Origin of the sequence: Vibrio sp. qd031, from assembly GCF_002100145.1 — a bacterium.
Lineage (GTDB): Bacteria > Pseudomonadota > Gammaproteobacteria > Enterobacterales > Vibrionaceae > Vibrio.
In genome coordinates, this window is the sequence record NZ_JXQD01000008.1 from 51240 (window position 1) to 67250 (window position 16011).

At 45.8% G+C, this 16011-nt stretch carries 16 protein-coding genes; 3 read left to right on the forward strand and 13 right to left on the reverse strand.

Going from position 1 to position 16011, the window contains the following annotated elements; genetic code table 11:
* The 3 genes from yihI to ST37_RS04905 form a co-directional block, all read right to left on the reverse strand.
* Positions 1-573: a Der GTPase-activating protein YihI gene (gene yihI / locus ST37_RS04895; protein WP_084884279.1), complete on the reverse strand. Its 573-nt coding sequence runs from the start codon at positions 571-573 to the stop codon at positions 1-3.
* On the reverse strand, positions 563-1210 hold the full coding sequence (locus ST37_RS04900) for a class I SAM-dependent methyltransferase (protein WP_084884281.1): 648 nt from the start codon (positions 1208-1210) through the stop codon (positions 563-565). Before ST37_RS04900 ends, yihI begins: the two co-directional genes overlap by 11 nt.
* A 706-nt stretch (positions 1211-1916) precedes the next feature.
* Positions 1917-2549 carry a c-type cytochrome gene (locus tag ST37_RS04905; RefSeq protein WP_084884282.1) on the reverse strand — a complete coding sequence of 211 codons (633 nt, stop codon included), beginning with the start codon at positions 2547-2549 and terminating at the stop codon, positions 1917-1919.
* A 128-nt stretch (positions 2550-2677) separates the two neighbouring features.
* On the opposite strand from ST37_RS04905, the gene yihA reads away from it, so the two are divergent.
* On the forward strand, positions 2678-3370 hold the full coding sequence (gene yihA, locus ST37_RS04910) for a ribosome biogenesis GTP-binding protein YihA/YsxC (RefSeq protein ID WP_084884284.1): 693 nt from the start codon (positions 2678-2680) through the stop codon (positions 3368-3370).
* 628 nt (positions 3371-3998) lie between these two features.
* Here the strand turns inward: yihA and polA are convergent.
* Positions 3999-6800 (reverse strand): DNA polymerase I, encoded by a 2802-nt coding sequence (gene polA / locus ST37_RS04915; protein ID WP_084884286.1) that lies wholly within the window; start codon positions 6798-6800, stop codon positions 3999-4001.
* Positions 6801-7079: 279 nt separating this feature from the next.
* On the opposite strand from polA, the gene ST37_RS20340 reads away from it, so the two are divergent.
* Positions 7080-7205 carry a hypothetical protein gene (locus ST37_RS20340; RefSeq protein WP_277922129.1) on the forward strand — a complete coding sequence of 42 codons (126 nt, stop codon included), beginning with the start codon at positions 7080-7082 and terminating at the stop codon, positions 7203-7205.
* Between the two features lie 209 nt (positions 7206-7414).
* Here the strand turns inward: ST37_RS20340 and ST37_RS04920 are convergent, their stop codons facing one another.
* Both ST37_RS04920 and hemB read right to left on the reverse strand, forming a co-directional pair.
* Positions 7415-7852: a GNAT family N-acetyltransferase gene (locus ST37_RS04920; protein ID WP_084884288.1), complete on the reverse strand. Its 438-nt coding sequence runs from the start codon at positions 7850-7852 to the stop codon at positions 7415-7417.
* A 2-nt stretch (positions 7853-7854) separates the two neighbouring features.
* Positions 7855-8871, reverse strand: a complete 1017-nt coding sequence (hemB, locus tag ST37_RS04925) for a porphobilinogen synthase (protein ID WP_084884290.1) — start codon at positions 8869-8871, stop codon at positions 7855-7857.
* A 184-nt stretch (positions 8872-9055) separates the two neighbouring features.
* Between hemB and ST37_RS04930 the strand changes: the two genes are divergently transcribed.
* Entirely contained in the window at positions 9056-9823 is a 768-nt protein-coding gene (locus tag ST37_RS04930) for a TatD family hydrolase (protein WP_084884292.1), read from the forward strand.
* Between the two features lie 58 nt (positions 9824-9881).
* Here ST37_RS04930 and tatC read toward each other — a convergent pair whose 3' ends face one another.
* The 7 genes from tatC to rmuC form a co-directional block, all read right to left on the reverse strand.
* Entirely contained in the window at positions 9882-10631 is a 750-nt protein-coding gene (gene tatC, locus ST37_RS04935) for a twin-arginine translocase subunit TatC (RefSeq protein WP_084884294.1), read from the reverse strand.
* 27 nt (positions 10632-10658) lie between these two features.
* Positions 10659-11060, reverse strand: a complete 402-nt coding sequence (gene tatB, locus ST37_RS04940; RefSeq protein WP_084884295.1) for a Sec-independent protein translocase protein TatB — start codon at positions 11058-11060, stop codon at positions 10659-10661.
* A 3-nt stretch (positions 11061-11063) separates the two neighbouring features.
* Complete coding sequence (gene tatA / locus ST37_RS04945) at positions 11064-11309, reverse strand: twin-arginine translocase TatA/TatE family subunit (RefSeq protein ID WP_084884297.1); 246 nt, start codon at positions 11307-11309, stop codon at positions 11064-11066.
* A 14-nt stretch (positions 11310-11323) separates the two neighbouring features.
* Entirely contained in the window at positions 11324-12958 is a 1635-nt protein-coding gene (gene ubiB / locus ST37_RS04950; RefSeq protein WP_084884299.1) for a ubiquinone biosynthesis regulatory protein kinase UbiB, read from the reverse strand.
* Positions 12955-13590 (reverse strand): SCP2 domain-containing protein, encoded by a 636-nt coding sequence (locus ST37_RS04955; protein WP_084884301.1) that lies wholly within the window; start codon positions 13588-13590, stop codon positions 12955-12957. The genes ubiB and ST37_RS04955 overlap by 4 nt, the downstream gene beginning before the upstream one ends.
* Before the next feature lie 15 nt (positions 13591-13605).
* The gene (gene ubiE, locus ST37_RS04960) at positions 13606-14385 is read right to left on the reverse strand and encodes a bifunctional demethylmenaquinone methyltransferase/2-methoxy-6-polyprenyl-1,4-benzoquinol methylase UbiE (protein WP_084884302.1); all 780 of its coding nucleotides are present in this window, start codon (positions 14383-14385) and stop codon (positions 13606-13608) included.
* A gap of 88 nt (positions 14386-14473) precedes the next feature.
* Positions 14474-15946, reverse strand: a complete 1473-nt coding sequence (gene rmuC / locus ST37_RS04965; protein WP_084884304.1) for a DNA recombination protein RmuC — start codon at positions 15944-15946, stop codon at positions 14474-14476.
* Positions 15947-16011: the final 65 nt, after the last annotated feature.

Below are 16011 nucleotides of genomic sequence, written 5' to 3' on the forward strand. Positions count from 1 at the left end.
TTATTCCTTAAATTCGTCCCAATCTAAGTTTTCAAACTCGTTGAGCAGTGCATCGTCCGTTTTGCTTTTTGCTTTAGTTTTGGTTTTTTGAGGTTGTGGCGCTTCTGGTTGCTCGATGTCTTCCTCAAAATCATTGTCGTCCAGTAAGCCAAGCTGATTCATAAGCACTTCAATACGAGAAAGCTTCTGATCAACGTACTGCTGTAGGCCTGCCCCCAACGATTCACCATTGTCTAAGCGGTCAAGCAGTACCAAAAGTTGAGCATCATTTTCGAGTAGCTCTAACTCTTGTTTTGCTGAGCGTTTTTTCTCAGTTTTTGATGGCTTTTTCTTGGCTTCTACCACAAGAGGAATTTTCTTCTTACTGCCAAGGCGAGGGTCGCGCGCGATACCGTTTCCATGAGTAGCGTGATCGCTACCGTCTGAATGTCGGCTGCCGGTTTTTAATCCTTTGCGCTTTTTCGCTTTTTTACGTAGACGCCCTTCTACATCAGATTCTGTACGATTACGTACGACAATCACATCCACTTCGCCGCCGGCGCCTGGTTTTCTCGATTTTTTATTACGACTCATGTTCGGGTTTCCTCAACAGGATCACATCGTTGCCAATAAAGTCTAGCTGCAGCCCGTCTCTATTGGCCAAGTATTCAAAGGTAGCTCTACTGTAAAAACAGACGTGCGTAACATCATTTTTGTAGTGCCACGAGGCAAATGCCTCAACATCAATGACCATTTTGGTCATCACTCCAAGCCAACCACCTGGGTTAAGCAAATTTAGCCATTGAGACCAAATTATATCGGGCTGGTACAAATGCTCAATCACTTCCGTCGCCGTCACAAAGTCATACGTCTGTGATAGCGGTTTCGGATCTGGATGATAGTAAATATCGTACAGATTGACGCTGTACCCTTGCTCTCTCAACATATATGCCAGAGCAGGACCGGGACCACACCCAAAATCTAGCCCTTTAGCATCAGTATTAATACGCTCACAGAGTGGGGTCGACATTCTTGATAAGAATTGTCGATACCCATCATTATAAGGGTCATTTTCATGATGGTCATAACAGGCTTTTTCAGCGTCAGCATCTAAACGAAAGTGGGGTTCTACAAACACCAATTGGCAGCGCTGGCATTGGCGATAAATACGGCGTTTATCTTGGTGATAAAACTCGCTATCGGGCTGATGACAGAGCGGACACGCATTCATTTCTATGCTCCATTAACTAGGGTTTGACTAGGAGGAGGCGAAACATAGCAGATTATGAGGCAAGAGTGGAGGAAAATTCGACAAAATCTGTGAGTGAAATGGCGTGACTTGGGGTTGAATTACCCGCGACTAAAAAGAAAAAAGCGACAGGAAAAACCTGTCGCCTTCAAAGTCCATCTATTGTTGCGGCTTCCGTACCAAATTCGTTGTAGTTCATCGTCCTGATGATTTTTGCTTCCCTAATCCATCCTAGACGGTCACCGTCCTCGGTGATGTTCCATTTGCGCGAAGTTGCGACTCAACCATCCTTGTTAGCTGCGATCCATTGCAGCGCTTTCCTATTGAAAATAAATAGTGCCCTCCACTGCTCTATCTATTTTGCCCTTTAGAGATTGCTCTCTAGAAGATGGAACTAATTTAGCAGTGTTATTTAGCATTAGTGCTGATGAGGTTCACACAGTGAAATTCAAAAACGAAAGCAATCACTCAATACATTGTTTTTATTGTAATTAACAGTATTGATACATCATAAATAGCTAGGTAAGAATGGCCAATGTCTTACACATAGTAGGGATAATGGCTGTACATCAACAATAGTGTGCAACGAACTAGGAGAGATTATTTTGATATTGCAGGAATGGATACAAATAAGGCAGCTTTGTGCAAAGCTGCCTTATTGTTATCGCTTGATACAATCAGCGATAAACTAGTGCAAGCCGCCTACGTATTTTGACAGCGCGTCAATTTCGGCGTCGGTCAATTTGCTCGCGATATCTTGCATCATGCCGTTGAGATCATTGTTGCGCTCAGCAGCTTTAAATTTGGTGAGTTGTAGATTGTTGTAATCGGCATGCTGACCAGAAATTTTCGGGAATCCTGACAACTCGGTACCATTACCACGTGGACCATGACAGGCAATACATGCGACTAGACCACGCTCTGCATCGCCCGCGTTGTATAACACTTTACCTACGTCGACAACGTCTTCTGGTGTGTTGTTTTCCGACATAGGCAAAGAAGAGTAATAAGCCGCCAGGTCTAACATATCTTGATCGGATAATGGCAATGCCATCCCACCCATCACTGCATCGTAACGACCTTGTTTACCATTGGTGGTCATACCGAGCTTAAATTCTTTTAACTGTTTTTCGATGTACCTTGCATGCTGCCCAGCGATCTTCGGGTAGTTCGTTAACTGGCTATTACCGTCTGCACCATGACAGGCAACACAGGTTTGTGATTTGGCTAGACCCGCCTCAATGTTTCCTTGAGCGTCGTTTGCAAGCGCCCAAGTTGAGCAGCCAGCCAATAGAGAGAATAGTAGCGCTAATTTCTTCATGACAATCCGTTTATAATTATTGAGCTTCCAGTGGGTAAGAGTCGTGATACAATCAACGACCCTATGCCGAGCACGGCTATTTTACACAAATTCACAAAAAAGTAATCAATCGACTACACAAAGTCGCGATGGAGTTAACAGTGAGCGAAAAAATTTTCTACCAAAACACGCACTTTATTACTAGTGCCCCCGATATTCGCCACCTTCCTGAAGACCAAGGCATCGAAGTTGCTTTTGCGGGTCGCTCTAACGCGGGTAAATCGAGTGCACTCAATCGTTTGACCAATCAAAGAAGTTTGGCCAAAACCAGTAAAACGCCTGGCCGTACCCAATTGATCAACTTATTTAAAGTACGAGAGCATTGCCATATTGTCGATTTACCTGGCTATGGGTTTGCACAAGTTCCGCTAGAGCTAAAGAAAAAGTGGCAGAAGTCTTTGGGCGAGTACTTGCAAAAACGCGAATGTTTAAAAGGATTAGTCGTACTAATGGACATTCGCCATCCAATGAAAGACCTCGATCAACAAATGATCTACTGGGCTGTGGATAGCGGTATACCCGTTCAAGTTTTGCTTACCAAAGCCGATAAATTAAAAAGCGGAGCTCGAAAAGCACAATTGCTAAAGATCCGTGACGCCTCTTTAGCGTTTGGTGGTGATGTTACTGTGGATATGTTCTCGTCGCTCAAGGGGATAGGTGTTGATCAACTGCGCGCCAAGCTAGACACTTGGTTTGCACCAGCTCTCATCGAAATGGATGAAACAGACTCTTTAGAAACTAGCAACGAAGATGTTAATCAATTACCACCACAGTCAACTTAAGATAGTTACCTCTCTTACGTTGACCTCTTATTTTCAGTCTAAAATGTAATTATATTACAAAAGGCCCAAAATAAAATTATCGAGCCAAGATGAGTAAAATACTCAATATCTTGGCTTTTTTTTCGATCTGTTTTTATATTGTCATACCTAAGTAGTACAGATCAACAACTGCGACCCCCATCACAATTAGGGGGCGTAGATAGGGGGATGAGAACAGAATAATAGCTCAGCCTCTCAATTTTAGGCATAAAAAAAGCCCCAATCATATCGATTGAGGCTGCTGAATTATTCTAATTCCAATAACGTGAAACAAAAGGTCTGAAAGATAGAACATCTTACCTCTGTACCCTACGTCTTCAAATATACCCAATTCCGACTAAAAAAGAAACCATTTTTGTTGTTTATTTTCAAAAACAATTACCGTACAGCGTAAGGCTTTGATTAGGAAAGATTTAACAATTGAGGATTTTAAAAAGTGAGCAAGCTCAAAAAATGTAATGGGCTTGGTAAAAGACGCTAGGGTTGTGGGGATAAAATTGAAGCCAGAGAGTGCCAATGGTGATTAAATGCCATTCGCGCGGAGAAAAAAGGATCTTCGAGTAACCAAAGATCCTTTCTTTTTGTTTCGTTAGTGGGCTTCGTCCCAGTTGATGCCGTATCCAGCTTCTGCGATTAGCGGTACCGATAAGTCTGCTGCAGATTCCATTAGCTCACAGATTTTAGCTTCAACCTCTTTGAGGCACTCTTCTTTCACCTCAAACACCAGTTCATCGTGCACTTGCATAAGCATTCGAACATCATCAGAGTCTCGTTCTACTAGCCACGCATCCACCAATAACATCGCCTTCTTAATCACGTCGGCCGCGGTACCTTGCATTGGTGCGTTGATCGCAGCTCGCTCTGCGCCTTTACGACGCATACCATTAGGAGACTTTATCTCTGGAAGGTATAGGCGTCGTCCATAAATAGTTTCGACATACCCTTGCTCGGCTGCTGCACTGCGAGTCTCTTCCATGTATTGCAACACACCAGGGTATCGCTCAAAGTAGGTGTCCATGTAATGCTGTGCTTCACCGCGCGCGATCCCAAGCTGCTTCGCTAAGCCAAACGCACTCATGCCGTAAATGAGTCCAAAGTTAACCGCTTTTGCACGTCGACGCTGCTCACTGGTGACTGATTCTAGTGTGGTCCCCATGATCTCGGCCGCCGTAGCAGCGTGAATATCTTTGCCGTCACGGAACGCTTCAAGTAGCGCCGGATCGCCAGAGAGATGCGCCATAATTCGCAATTCAATTTGAGAATAATCCACCGCTAGAATTTTGTAGCCCGTTGGCGCAATGAATGCTTGGCGAATACGACGCCCTTCTTCATTTCGGATAGGGATATTTTGCAAGTTTGGATCGGTAGATGACAGACGCCCTGTCGCCGCAACAGCTTGATGATAAGATGTATGGACTCGTCCTGTCTGAGGCTTAATCATTTTTGGCAGCTTATCAGTATAGGTCGACTTTAACTTTGCCAATCCTCGATATTCTAAAATTAACTTAGGAAGTGGGTAGTCCAGCGCCAGTTCTTGCAGCACTTCTTCATTGGTCGATGGAGCGCCAGACGCGGTTTTCTTAACAACCGGTAAGCCCATTTTCTCAAACAAAATCGCTTGTAACTGCTTAGGGGAGTTAAGATTAAATTCCTGCTCAGCCAACTCATACGCTTTCTTTTCCAACTCATCTAAGCGCTGGGCAATTTCTTGCGATTGAGTATTAAGCTTCATGGCATCGATCAAGACACCAGTGCGCTCAATTTTGGATAAGACAGGGACTAAAGGCACTTCGATATCAGTATAGATTCGTTCTAAACCTTCGTTTCCTGCGATACCTTTTTGAATACTGTTATGCAGTCGGAGTGTAACGTCAGCATCTTCAGCGGCATACGGAGACGCTTGCTCTAAATCAATCTGATTAAACGTGAGTTGCTTTTTACCTTTGCCTGCAATTTGCTCAAACGAGATGCATGAGTGTTGCAAAAAGCGCAGTGCCAAGCTATCCATATCGTGCTTGCCACCAACGCTATTAAACACGTAGGACGCTAGCATGGTATCGTGAGCGATGCCTCGCATCTCTATGTCATAACGCGCTAGTACGCTGGCATCGTATTTCAGGTTCTGCCCAACTTTCGCTTTGTGGGCGTCTTCTAATAAGGGTTTTAGCTGTTCAAGCACCCAGTTTCTGTCGAGTTGAGCGGGAGCATCTAGGTAATCGTGTGCCACTGGCACATAAGCCGCTTCGCCTTCTGCAACCGCAAACGACAAACCCACTAGGTTCGCTTCCATATAATCCAGGCTGTCTGTTTCGGTATCAAATGCAATCAAATCTGCAGCATCAAGTTTAGATAACCACTGAGCAAACACTTCCTCAGTCAGAATTGTTTGGTATTGGCTGCGATCAATTGTGATTGCGTCTCCAGCTGGCTGGCCAGACGAGGCGTCCGATGAACCCGAAGCGACACTGGTGCGGCCCGATTTCTCATCAGCAATAACTTCACCCGTTCCTCCTTCAAGGAGCTCATTGAGCCACGACTTAAAGGTGTACTTTCCGTAAAGGGCAATCAACTCATCTTTATTTGGGGTTTGTTTTACCAGCGAATCAGGCGCATTCTCTAACTCAACATCCAGTTTAATGGTCGCCAGTTCATACGACAGCCTAGCGTTGCCTTCATGTTCAATCAGCTTTTTGGCCATGGTTTTCGAACCACGGAACCCCAATGGGGCAATATCATCGAGACGAGTATAAATGTCGTCAATGCTACCAATGCCTTGGAGCAGTGCTAGCGCGGTTTTTTCGCCTACGCCCGGAACTCCCGGAATGTTATCGACCTTGTCGCCCATTAAGGCCAAAAAGTCGATGATAAGCTCTGGCCCAATACCAAACTTATCCACAACGCCTTGAGGGTCCATGACCACATTTGTCATGGTATTAATCAAAGTGACGTTTTCATCAACCAACTGCGCCATATCTTTATCGCCAGTACTTATTAAGACAGGCATGCCTTGTTGAGAGGCTTGATGGGCGAGCGTTCCAATCACATCATCGGCTTCGACCCCAGGAATGACCAACAAAGGTAACCCCATTGCTTTAATGATGTTATGCAGTGGCTCTATTTGGCTTCTCAACTCATTGGGCATAGATGGACGATTGGCTTTATATTCCGGATACACATCGTCGCGAAACGTTTTGCCTTTGGCGTCAAAAATGACGGCTATGCGCTCAGATGAAAACTGCTTCATCATACTGCGCAGCATATTGACCACACCATAGATTGCGTTGGTTTGAATATCACCATTACTCATTGATTCAGGGTAAGCATGGAAAGCTCGATAGAGGTAAGAAGAGCCATCAATTAAAATCAATGGGTTATCAGGAATGTTCGCCATAGCACTGTTTTCCGCGTCGTCATTTACTGTAGCGCTAAAGGATGCCACGAGTTGCGGTTGCTGGCTATCTCAATCGAATTAAGCGCCCTATTTTTCATCACCAAAAAACAAAACCGTGAACTGACTCCATTCGCCTACTGTGGATAACTTTGTTAGCAAAAAGTGGCAACCGATAGATCGTTACCATTACCAAAATCAAATAAACCAACAAAAGTCATTTATAACAACGACTTAAAATACAAATTCAAACAATCGCGCAGATCCCCAAATGATCGAAGCATGTGGAAAAAAGTTTTAGATACGGATCAAGATGATGATTTAAAGGAAGAAAAAGTTCGTGACCGGACTCAAAAAAAGAAAAACGGTGACCGAAAACCGATCACCGTAAATAGCGGCTCAATGTAAGAGCTCAAACTGGAAGCATCGTGAATGATTTGGTGAAAAGTCACGTGCAAGTGCGTTCACCAAAGCCTCGATGTAAATAATAACAATTCTCATTATCATGTCAAGCCTGTGGCGACAAGTTGTTCAACTATTTTTTACCAACCGACGGGGGATGCTGCGCGGTGAGGGGCGAGAGGCGAGGAGCGAGAGGCGAGAGGCGAGAGGCGAGGCTAAAGATTTTTTTGAAAATAGAGCCTGTTTTCCAGTGGGTTGGGATGCGCTTCGGTGGCCACAATGAGGTATCGGTTTTTCACTAGCATATGGATCATTTGAGGAAACTGATTACGCGTCTTAACGTTAATAGACCGATAACCTTGCTGCTTGGCCCACTTTTCTTGCTCATTAAGAAGAGCCTGTGCCACACCATAGCCTCTTGCAGAGGGCAGTACGCCGCCTAGCCAGCTGTAAAACTGGTGGCCACTTTGCTCATACCCTATCTTTACGCCAGCCGCTTGACCATCAACAAACGCAATCAAAATAAGTGAGCGCTTGCCGTCTAGTCGAGCGCTCACATCACTATTGGTGACAGGAGATGCAAACTCTGGGATGGCTTGCAGTACGGGTAGCGCCTCTTCTATAGAGGCGCTTCGAATCTCTAAGTGACTCATGCTTACGCGTCGACTTCAGCCAACCACTGGGCAACTGGCTTAGCAAAGTAAGTCAAGATGCCATCGGCGCCAGCACGCTTAAAGCACAACAGCGATTCCATCACAGTTTCTCGCTCTTTTAACCACCCATTTTGAATAGCGGCCATGTGCATTGCGTATTCACCCGACACTTGGTAGGCAAACGTTGGAACTTGCAGTTCGGTTTTCACTCGTCGAACCACATCAAGATAAGGCATACCAGGTTTCACCATCACCATGTCTGCACCTTCATTGATGTCCATAGCCACTTCATGGAGCGCCTCGTCGCTGTTTGCAGGATCCATCTGGTAGTTTTTCTTGTCACCACCTTTAAGGTTCGCAGCTGATCCGACTGCATCACGAAATGGACCGTAGTAATGCGAGGCATACTTTGCCGAGTAAGCCATAATTTGTGTATTTACATGACCGGCCTTTTCTAGGGCGTCACGAATTTTGCCAATACGACCATCCATCATATCTGACGGAGCAACAACGTCTGCGCCAGCCTCTGCGTGTGACAGCGCTTGTTTAATGAGAACTTTGGTGGTTTCATCATTTAATACATAGCCCTCGTCATCGATGATGCCGTCTTGACCATGTGTAGTAAACGGATCTAGGGCAACATCCGTGATCACACCGATTTGAGGCACATGTTCTTTTAGCAAGCGTACCGCGCGTTGAACCAGACCTTCAGGGTTAAATGCTTCTGACGCACACAGACTCTTGGCGTCTTGGTTTACCACAGGGAATAGCGCTATCGCTGGAACACCGAGTTTGGCAAGTTGCTCTGCTTCTAGCAGCATCAAATCAATAGACAGTCTTTCAACTCCAGGCATCGAATCGACCGTTTCACGACGGTCTTTTCCCATTAGAATAAACATTGGGTAGATAAGATCGTTCACGGTTAGGGTATTTTCTGCCACTAATCGACGGCTAAAGTCGTGTTTGCGCAATCGGCGCATACGTCGCTCTGGGAATTGATTGTTTATTGATACGGCCATGACAGCTCCTTGCCAAATGGGATATTAACACTGCCTGCATCATACCACTGCTTAATGTAGAGAGCTGCGAAAAAGGGCAAAAAGCTGATCGGAATAGGCATCTTGTTCGCGCAAACAAATCCTCTATTAGCCGCCTTGCCATACTAGGGTATAATTGCTCAATAACAGGACTAATGAGACGGCTATGATTGATTCACACGCCCATATTTATGCCACTGAGTTTGACGCAGACCGAGACGATGTGGTGGCGCGAGCCAAAGCGCAAGGCATTCAAAAAATTCTATTACCCAATATCGACCTCGACTCCATTTCACCCATGCTCGAAACGGAAGCGGCGTATCCAGATGTGTGTCATGCCATGATGGGGCTGCACCCATGCTACGTTGATGGCAATGTGGACCAAACATTGAAGACCATAGAGTCATGGTTTGACAAAAGAGAGTTTATTGCTGTGGGTGAGATTGGTATTGATCTCTATTGGGACAAAACATTTCGCCACGAACAAGAACGCGCCTTTATCACTCAACTTAACTGGGCAAAACAGCGTGATTTGCCGGTCGTCATCCATACCCGTGATTCGATTGAAGAAACACTCGCCTTGCTCAAAGCGGAACAAGACGGTTCACTACGTGGCGTGTTCCACTGTTTTGGTGGCACGCTGGATGAAGCTAAAGCGATAAACGATGTAGGGTTTCATTTAGGACTTGGTGGCGTCTCTACATTCAAAAATGGTGGGATGGATGTGGTGATCCCTCACCTCGACATGCAATGGGTCATCCTAGAAACGGACTGCCCTTATCTAGCGCCTGTTCCTCACAGAGGTAAACGCAATGAGCCAGCATTCACCAGTTTAGTGGCAGAAAAAGTCGCTCAACTGCGTGATACACCGGTGTCTGACATAGATGCGATCACAACCCACAATACGCTGAGTCTCTTTAACCTTTCGCTTTAAACACTAAAAAGGGCCATATCACTCAATGATATGGCCCTTTATTCAATGCGTATGCCCCCTACTCTTTGGCATCTTGTTGCGGCTTGGTATAAAAGCGAGCAAACAACAGACCAACCTCAAACAAAATCAGCATCGGTACCGCCAAAAGCGTCTGTGAAATCACATCTGGTGGGGTTAGCATCATGCCAACGATAAACGCTGCCACTACCACATAAGGGCGTTTTTTCTTTAACGATGGAACATCGGTGGCACCGGTCCAACACAGCAAAATAATCGCAACCGGCACTTCAAAAGCGATCCCAAATGCTAGAAACAGCGCCAGTACAAAGTCCAGATAACTAGCAATATCAGTAGCAAATTCGACGCCACCTAGTGAAATCGCGGTAAAAAAGCCAAACACCAATGGAAACACCACGAAGTAAGCAAACGCCACACCGCAATAAAACAGCAATGAACTTGAGAAAAGAAGTGGCATGACTAGCTTTTTCTCGTGTTTGTACAGCGCCGGTGCAACAAAGGCCCAGACCTGATACAGAATCAATGGCACCGCAACAAACACTGATGCAATAAGGGTAAGTTTTAACGGCGTGAAGAAGGGTGAAGCCACATCGGTGGCAATCATTGTTGCTCCTTCAGGCAACCTGTCAATTAGCGGTTTAGAAATAAATTCGTAAATATCACCGGAGAAGTAGATCAATCCAATGAACACGACCAACACTGCGGCAATCGCCTTTATCAAGCGATCACGCAGTTCCAGTAAATGGCTAATGAGCGGCTGAGTGTTTTCCACAGAGTCGTTTGCTGACATAATTTTCTTAAAACCTTGAAGGTATCGCTAGTCTGTTTTTGCCGCTGAGTCAGGCTTTACCTGACTGGCCGCAGACCTACTGCTTTGAGCTTGTGTCTCTGACGCAGACGAAGCTAGTGAAGATGACGCAGATTTGTCTGCGTAAGGTCTTGTCACAGATTGCGCTGCCGCCTTTAACTCTTCAACGGAGCGACGCAACTCTGGATCAAGCTCTTCCATCCCCATTTTTTCGGCTTTTTTTAAGTTATCGTGCATCTCTTGCACTTTGAGTTCATGATTTAATTCATCTTTTACATTATTGGCCATAGATTTGGCCGAGTTGATGAATTTCATCACCGAGCGAATAGCGACCGGAAGTCGTTCCGGCCCTAGTACCACTAAGCCCAAAATCGAGATTAAGATCAGTTCCCAAAAGCCTACGTCAAACACAGATTATCCTTGCTCTTTTTGCTTATCTTTGTCTAGGTCTTCAGCGGTAGCGGATTCTTTATGCTCGATGTTCTTGTCGAAATCAGCGTCTTTAGATGCGGGTTTAGTTTCGTCATCGGACATCGCTTTTTTAAAGCCTTTTACTGCTGAACCGAGATCACCGCCAATGTTTCTGAGCTTTTTAGTTCCGAACAACAAAATCACAATCACTGCAATGATCAACAACTGCGGCCAACTAATACCCATGATATTTCCCTCTATACCTATCTTTTACGATACGTTAGCCAACTACTTAGCCAACATACGCTACCACCACCAGCACTTATGTACGCTAATGATTCGAAATTTCCTATAAAAAGTATGCTAGAGCATACGATTAAAGTCGCACCAACACCAAATAAAAATTGCCCTTTAGCGTGTCTTTGCTTGGTTTGATGATAATTACTGTAGAAACGCTCTACATTGCCAGAAAAACGTTTCATCTGTGTTAAATTGTCGTACACCAACTCGGGAAACTCTGGCAATCGCTCTGCCCAGAACGGCGCTTTTTCTTTTACCGCTTTAATCACCGCTTGTGGGCCAAGCTGTTGTTTCATCCACTGCTCTAAGAATGGCTTAGCGGTATCCCACAAATCCAATTGTGGATAAAGCTGCCGTCCAAGGCCTTCGACATACAGTAGCGTTTTTTGCAACAAAACGAGCTGAGGCTGCACTTCCATATTGAAGCGCCTTGCGGTGTTAAACAGATTGAGTAACACATGGCCAAAAGAGATTTCGCACAGCGGTTTTGCAAAAATAGGCTCACACACCATGCGGATGGCAAACTCAAACTCTTGCACATTGGTATCAGCAGGCACCCAACCAGAATCGACGTGCAACTGTGCAACTTGTTGATAATCACGATTGAAAAATGCCAAGAAGTTTTCGGCTAAATAACGTTTATCTTCAGTATTGAGCGTCCCTACAATTCCGCAATCCAGACCGATCCACATTGGATTTTCAGGATGTTGTGGCTTAACAAACACATTACCGGGGTGCATATCAGCATGGAAAAAGCTGTCTCTAAATACCTGGGTGAAGAAAACACTGACTCCACGTTCCGCCAACAACTTCATATTGGTGCCATTGGCTTGCAAGGTTTCAATGTCTGACACTTGAATGCCGTAGATACGCTCTGAAACCATTAAGGTTTCACTGCTAAAGTCTGGCAGCACTTCGGGAACATACAGCTCTTCACTGCCTTCAAAGTTGCGTCTTAGTTGAATGGCATTCGCCGCTTCTCTGCGCAGATCCAGCTCGTCGAGCAATGTTTTTTCGTATTCACGGACCACTTCCACAGGCTTTAGACGAGCAGCCTCTGGTATTTTCGCTACCATTTTTGCCAAGCGATACATCAACTTTATGTCGGCATCAATCACTGGTCGAATGTCTGGGCGGATCACTTTCAGAACAATTTCTTGTCCGGTCTGCTTAACTCGAGCAGTATGCACCTGAGCTATGGACGCTGACGCTAACGGCTCAATATCGAAGTCATCAAACCACGTTTCTATCGCACCACCTAGCGCTACTTCCATCTGCTGCTTGGCCAACACACCATCAAAAGGCGCCACTTGGTCTTGCAACAACGCTAACTCGTCAGCAATGTGAGGAGGAAACAGATCGCGACGCGTGGACATCATTTGTCCAAACTTAATCCACACGGGACCCAGCTCTTGCAGTGCAAGTCGTAAACGCTCGCCCAAGACTTTATGTTTGTGTTTGTTATTGAGCCAAAACAGAGATTTTCGCGCGAGGTTTGGGAGTCGAGTCAGTTTGTGATCAGGGGAAAGCTCATCAATGCCGTAATTGAGTAAACATTTAATGATGCGATATAAGCGGCGCAACTCTGTTGGCGTCATGAGGCGTCCTTAGCACTAACACTGTCACTGAGTCTTTGTAAGCGTTGTTCTAGCTGCACCATTTGTTGGTGAGTGGCATCCACCTGATCGCAAAAATACGCAAGCTCTAGCGCTGGAGGTGCGATTTTCCACTCTTCGGTAATCGCTAATCCAACATGGCGTTGACTGCGCTTTGCGCGATCGACAACAAACGATGCGGCTCCCTTTGCGGTAGACACGACGGTATGAGCAACAATATCTCCCGTGTATTTAGACATCCATTCTTCAATATCGGGCTTGCTGTCTTGCAGTAACTGCGCAAAAGCTTGTGCAACCGAGAGGTCTCCCTCTAAGATCAGTTTGTCTTGCTTGATCAGTTGGGTTAGCTGGGCTTTATCTCTGATCAACCCTAAAGTGCTAACCGAGAGCCCCAGCGAGCAGTCTGCCTCACCTTCAAATCGAGCCAAGACATCAACTTGCTGACTGAACACTAAATAGAGCGATTTGTTAATTTCTTGCAGGTGTAACTTGAGTACCTTACCTTTAAGGCGAGCCAGACTTGTTTGTGCGTCTGACTGCTGCTTGATGACTAGATTTATGCCGGTTTCAATAACCGCCGTCACCATTGCGTCTAGCTCTCGTTGAATCGACATCCATGACTCCTGTCATTAAAACTTGTAGCCACGGTGAAGTGCAACGATGCCACCGGTTAAATTGTAGTATTTGGTTTGTTCAAATCCCGCCTGCTGCATCATTCCTTCTAAGGTATCTTGATCAGGGTGCATGCGGATGGATTCGGCTAAATAGCGATAGCTGTCTGCATCGTTCGCAATGAGTTCGCCCATTTTAGGTAAAATATGGAACGAGTAATTGTCGTAGATTTTTGACAGCGGCTCCAAAATTGGCTTGGAAAACTCGAGTACGAGCAAACGACCACCCGGTTTCAGCACTCGGTACATAGACCGCAAAGCTTTGTCTTTATCGGTGACATTGCGAAGACAAAAGCTGATGGTAATGCAGTCAAAGTAATCATCAGGAAAAGGCAACTCTTCGGCGTTAGCTTGCACATAATGGACATTACCCACAATGCCTGTATCGCGCAGCTTGTCACGGCCTACATTGAGCATTGAGTTGTTGATGTCAGCCAAAATCACATGACCGTTATCGCCGACTATTCGAGAAAACTTGGCGGTTAAATCACCGGTACCTCCACCGAGGTCAAGAATACGTTGCCCTGGGCGAGCACCGCTGCAATCTATCGTAAAGCGCTTCCATAAACGGTGAACGCCACCCGACATAAGATCGTTCATAATGTCGTATTTAGCCGCTACCGAATGAAACACTTCGGCCACTTTATGCACTTTTTCTTCGGTCGAAACGGTCTCGAAACCAAAGTGAGTGGTGTCTGTTTGGGTTTGGTCGCTGGCTTGATTCACATTCAGTTCCATCTTATATCTCTACTACAGGGTGTCCCATATTGGGCCGATTTATCTGCCTCACCTAAAGAGTGACAGGCACTAGGCGGCTTGCAAGCGGTTAGTTTACTGTATCCTCTGACACTTGTCTTTGTAGCGATAACTCATTTTGTGCCAATTCACTCAATTTTGGTGAGATAGGTCGCTTCGTCTCAACACCTAACTCTTTAAAGCTCTCGGCTTGGCGAATCACATTTCCTCGGCCCGTGGCCAATTTGTTCATCGCGCCTTCATGCTGCGCTTTTGCTTTATCTAATGCAGCACCCACCCCTTCCATGTCGTCGACAAACAAGCGCAGTTTATCGTAAAGCTTACTGGCTTTTTCGGCGATTAGAGCAGCATTTTGATTCTGACGTTCGTTGCGCCATAAGTTATCGATGGTGCGCAGCGCCACCAATAACGTGGTTGGGCTAACCAACAGAATATTGTGTTCCATGGCATAGGAGACCAAACTAGGATCTTTCTCAACGGCAAGCTGGAATGCAGGCTCGACCGGTATAAACATCAGTACATAGTCCAAACTTTTTACGCCGTTGAGCTTATGGTAATCCTTACGGCTGAGCCCTTTAATATGCGCGCGCAATGCTTGTATGTGTTCGCTCAGTGCCACGCTTTTTTGTGCTTCTTGCTCAGCGTTAAAGTAACGCTCAAAAGCCACCAGCGCCATCTTAGAATCGATGATCACCTGCTTTTCACCAGGCAGCGAAACCACCACATCTGGTTGCAATCGCTTACCCGCCTCATCTTGCAAACTGACTTGGGTATGGTATTCGTGCCCTTCTCGCAACCCAGATTCCGCAAGCACTCGAGCCAGCACCACCTCGCCCCAATTACCTTGCTGCTTGTTGTCGCCCTTAAGCGCATTGGTCAAGTTCAGCGCCTCTTGCGCCATTTGCGAGTTTAGCTGTTGAAGTTTGGTAATTTCATGAGTGAGGGTATGACGCTCTTTCGCCTCCGCCTGCACACCATCATTAAATTGCTTTTTAAACGACTCAATTTGCACAGATAACGGCCCAAGCAGTGCTGCAAGGCTTTGCTTATTCTGCTGGTCCACTTTGGCGGTTTTGGTTTCAAACAGTTGATTGGCGATCTGCTCGAACTGCTGCTTTAAAATGGTCTCTGCTTGTTCTAGTAATTGCAGCTTATCTCGACTCGCGTGCAGCTGCGCGTCAAAACTTGCGTGCTGTTCGCGAAGCTGCGCTCTGGCTTCGGCCAATTGCTGTTCACTGCTCTCTAGCTTTTGTGCAAGTTCAACGCCGCGCTGCTGTTCCAGTTCAAGATACTTTACCTGTTGCTCATACCCCATCACTTGCCCATGCAGGGTTTTAATTTGGGCTGCATCGAGATCTTTTGCTTCATCCATCTGATGAAGCTCGGCTTCAATAGTCTGAACGTGTAATTGATGATCATGCAGCGTCTGCGCGAGCTCTCTTTTATGTCTCACTTTCATCCACAGTGCCATTACCGCAAAGCCGGCGATGAGTCCGCCCGCGCTGGCGGCTAATTCATTTTGATATAACAGTAGGAAGTCCATGGCATTTCTCAATATTGGGGGTAAAATTCGTGAGTGTGTGCCATCCTAATAAAACCACTGGATAA

Bases quoted from the DNA above. Each gene is read 5' to 3' on its own strand.
- yihI (WP_084884279.1), bottom strand. From the start codon at position 573: ATGAGTCGTAATAAAAAATCGAGAAAACCAGGCGCCGGCGGCGAAGTG.
- ST37_RS04900 (WP_084884281.1), bottom strand. From the start codon at position 1,210: ATGAATGCGTGTCCGCTCTGTCATCAGCCCGATAGCGAGTTTTATCAC.
- ST37_RS04905 (WP_084884282.1), bottom strand. From the start codon at position 2,549: ATGAAGAAATTAGCGCTACTATTCTCTCTATTGGCTGGCTGCTCAACT.
- yihA (WP_084884284.1), top strand. From the start codon at position 2,678: ATGGAGTTAACAGTGAGCGAAAAAATTTTCTACCAAAACACGCACTTT.
- polA (WP_084884286.1), bottom strand. From the start codon at position 6,800: ATGGCGAACATTCCTGATAACCCATTGATTTTAATTGATGGCTCTTCT.
- ST37_RS20340 (WP_277922129.1), top strand. From the start codon at position 7,080: ATGTGGAAAAAAGTTTTAGATACGGATCAAGATGATGATTTAAAGGAA.
- ST37_RS04920 (WP_084884288.1), bottom strand. From the start codon at position 7,852: ATGAGTCACTTAGAGATTCGAAGCGCCTCTATAGAAGAGGCGCTACCC.
- hemB (WP_084884290.1), bottom strand. From the start codon at position 8,871: ATGGCCGTATCAATAAACAATCAATTCCCAGAGCGACGTATGCGCCGA.
- ST37_RS04930 (WP_084884292.1), top strand. From the start codon at position 9,056: ATGATTGATTCACACGCCCATATTTATGCCACTGAGTTTGACGCAGAC.
- tatC (WP_084884294.1), bottom strand. From the start codon at position 10,631: ATGTCAGCAAACGACTCTGTGGAAAACACTCAGCCGCTCATTAGCCAT.
- ubiB (WP_084884299.1), bottom strand. From the start codon at position 12,958: ATGACGCCAACAGAGTTGCGCCGCTTATATCGCATCATTAAATGTTTA.
- ST37_RS04955 (WP_084884301.1), bottom strand. From the start codon at position 13,590: ATGTCGATTCAACGAGAGCTAGACGCAATGGTGACGGCGGTTATTGAA.
- ubiE (WP_084884302.1), bottom strand. From the start codon at position 14,385: ATGGAACTGAATGTGAATCAAGCCAGCGACCAAACCCAAACAGACACC.
- rmuC (WP_084884304.1), bottom strand. From the start codon at position 15,946: ATGGACTTCCTACTGTTATATCAAAATGAATTAGCCGCCAGCGCGGGC.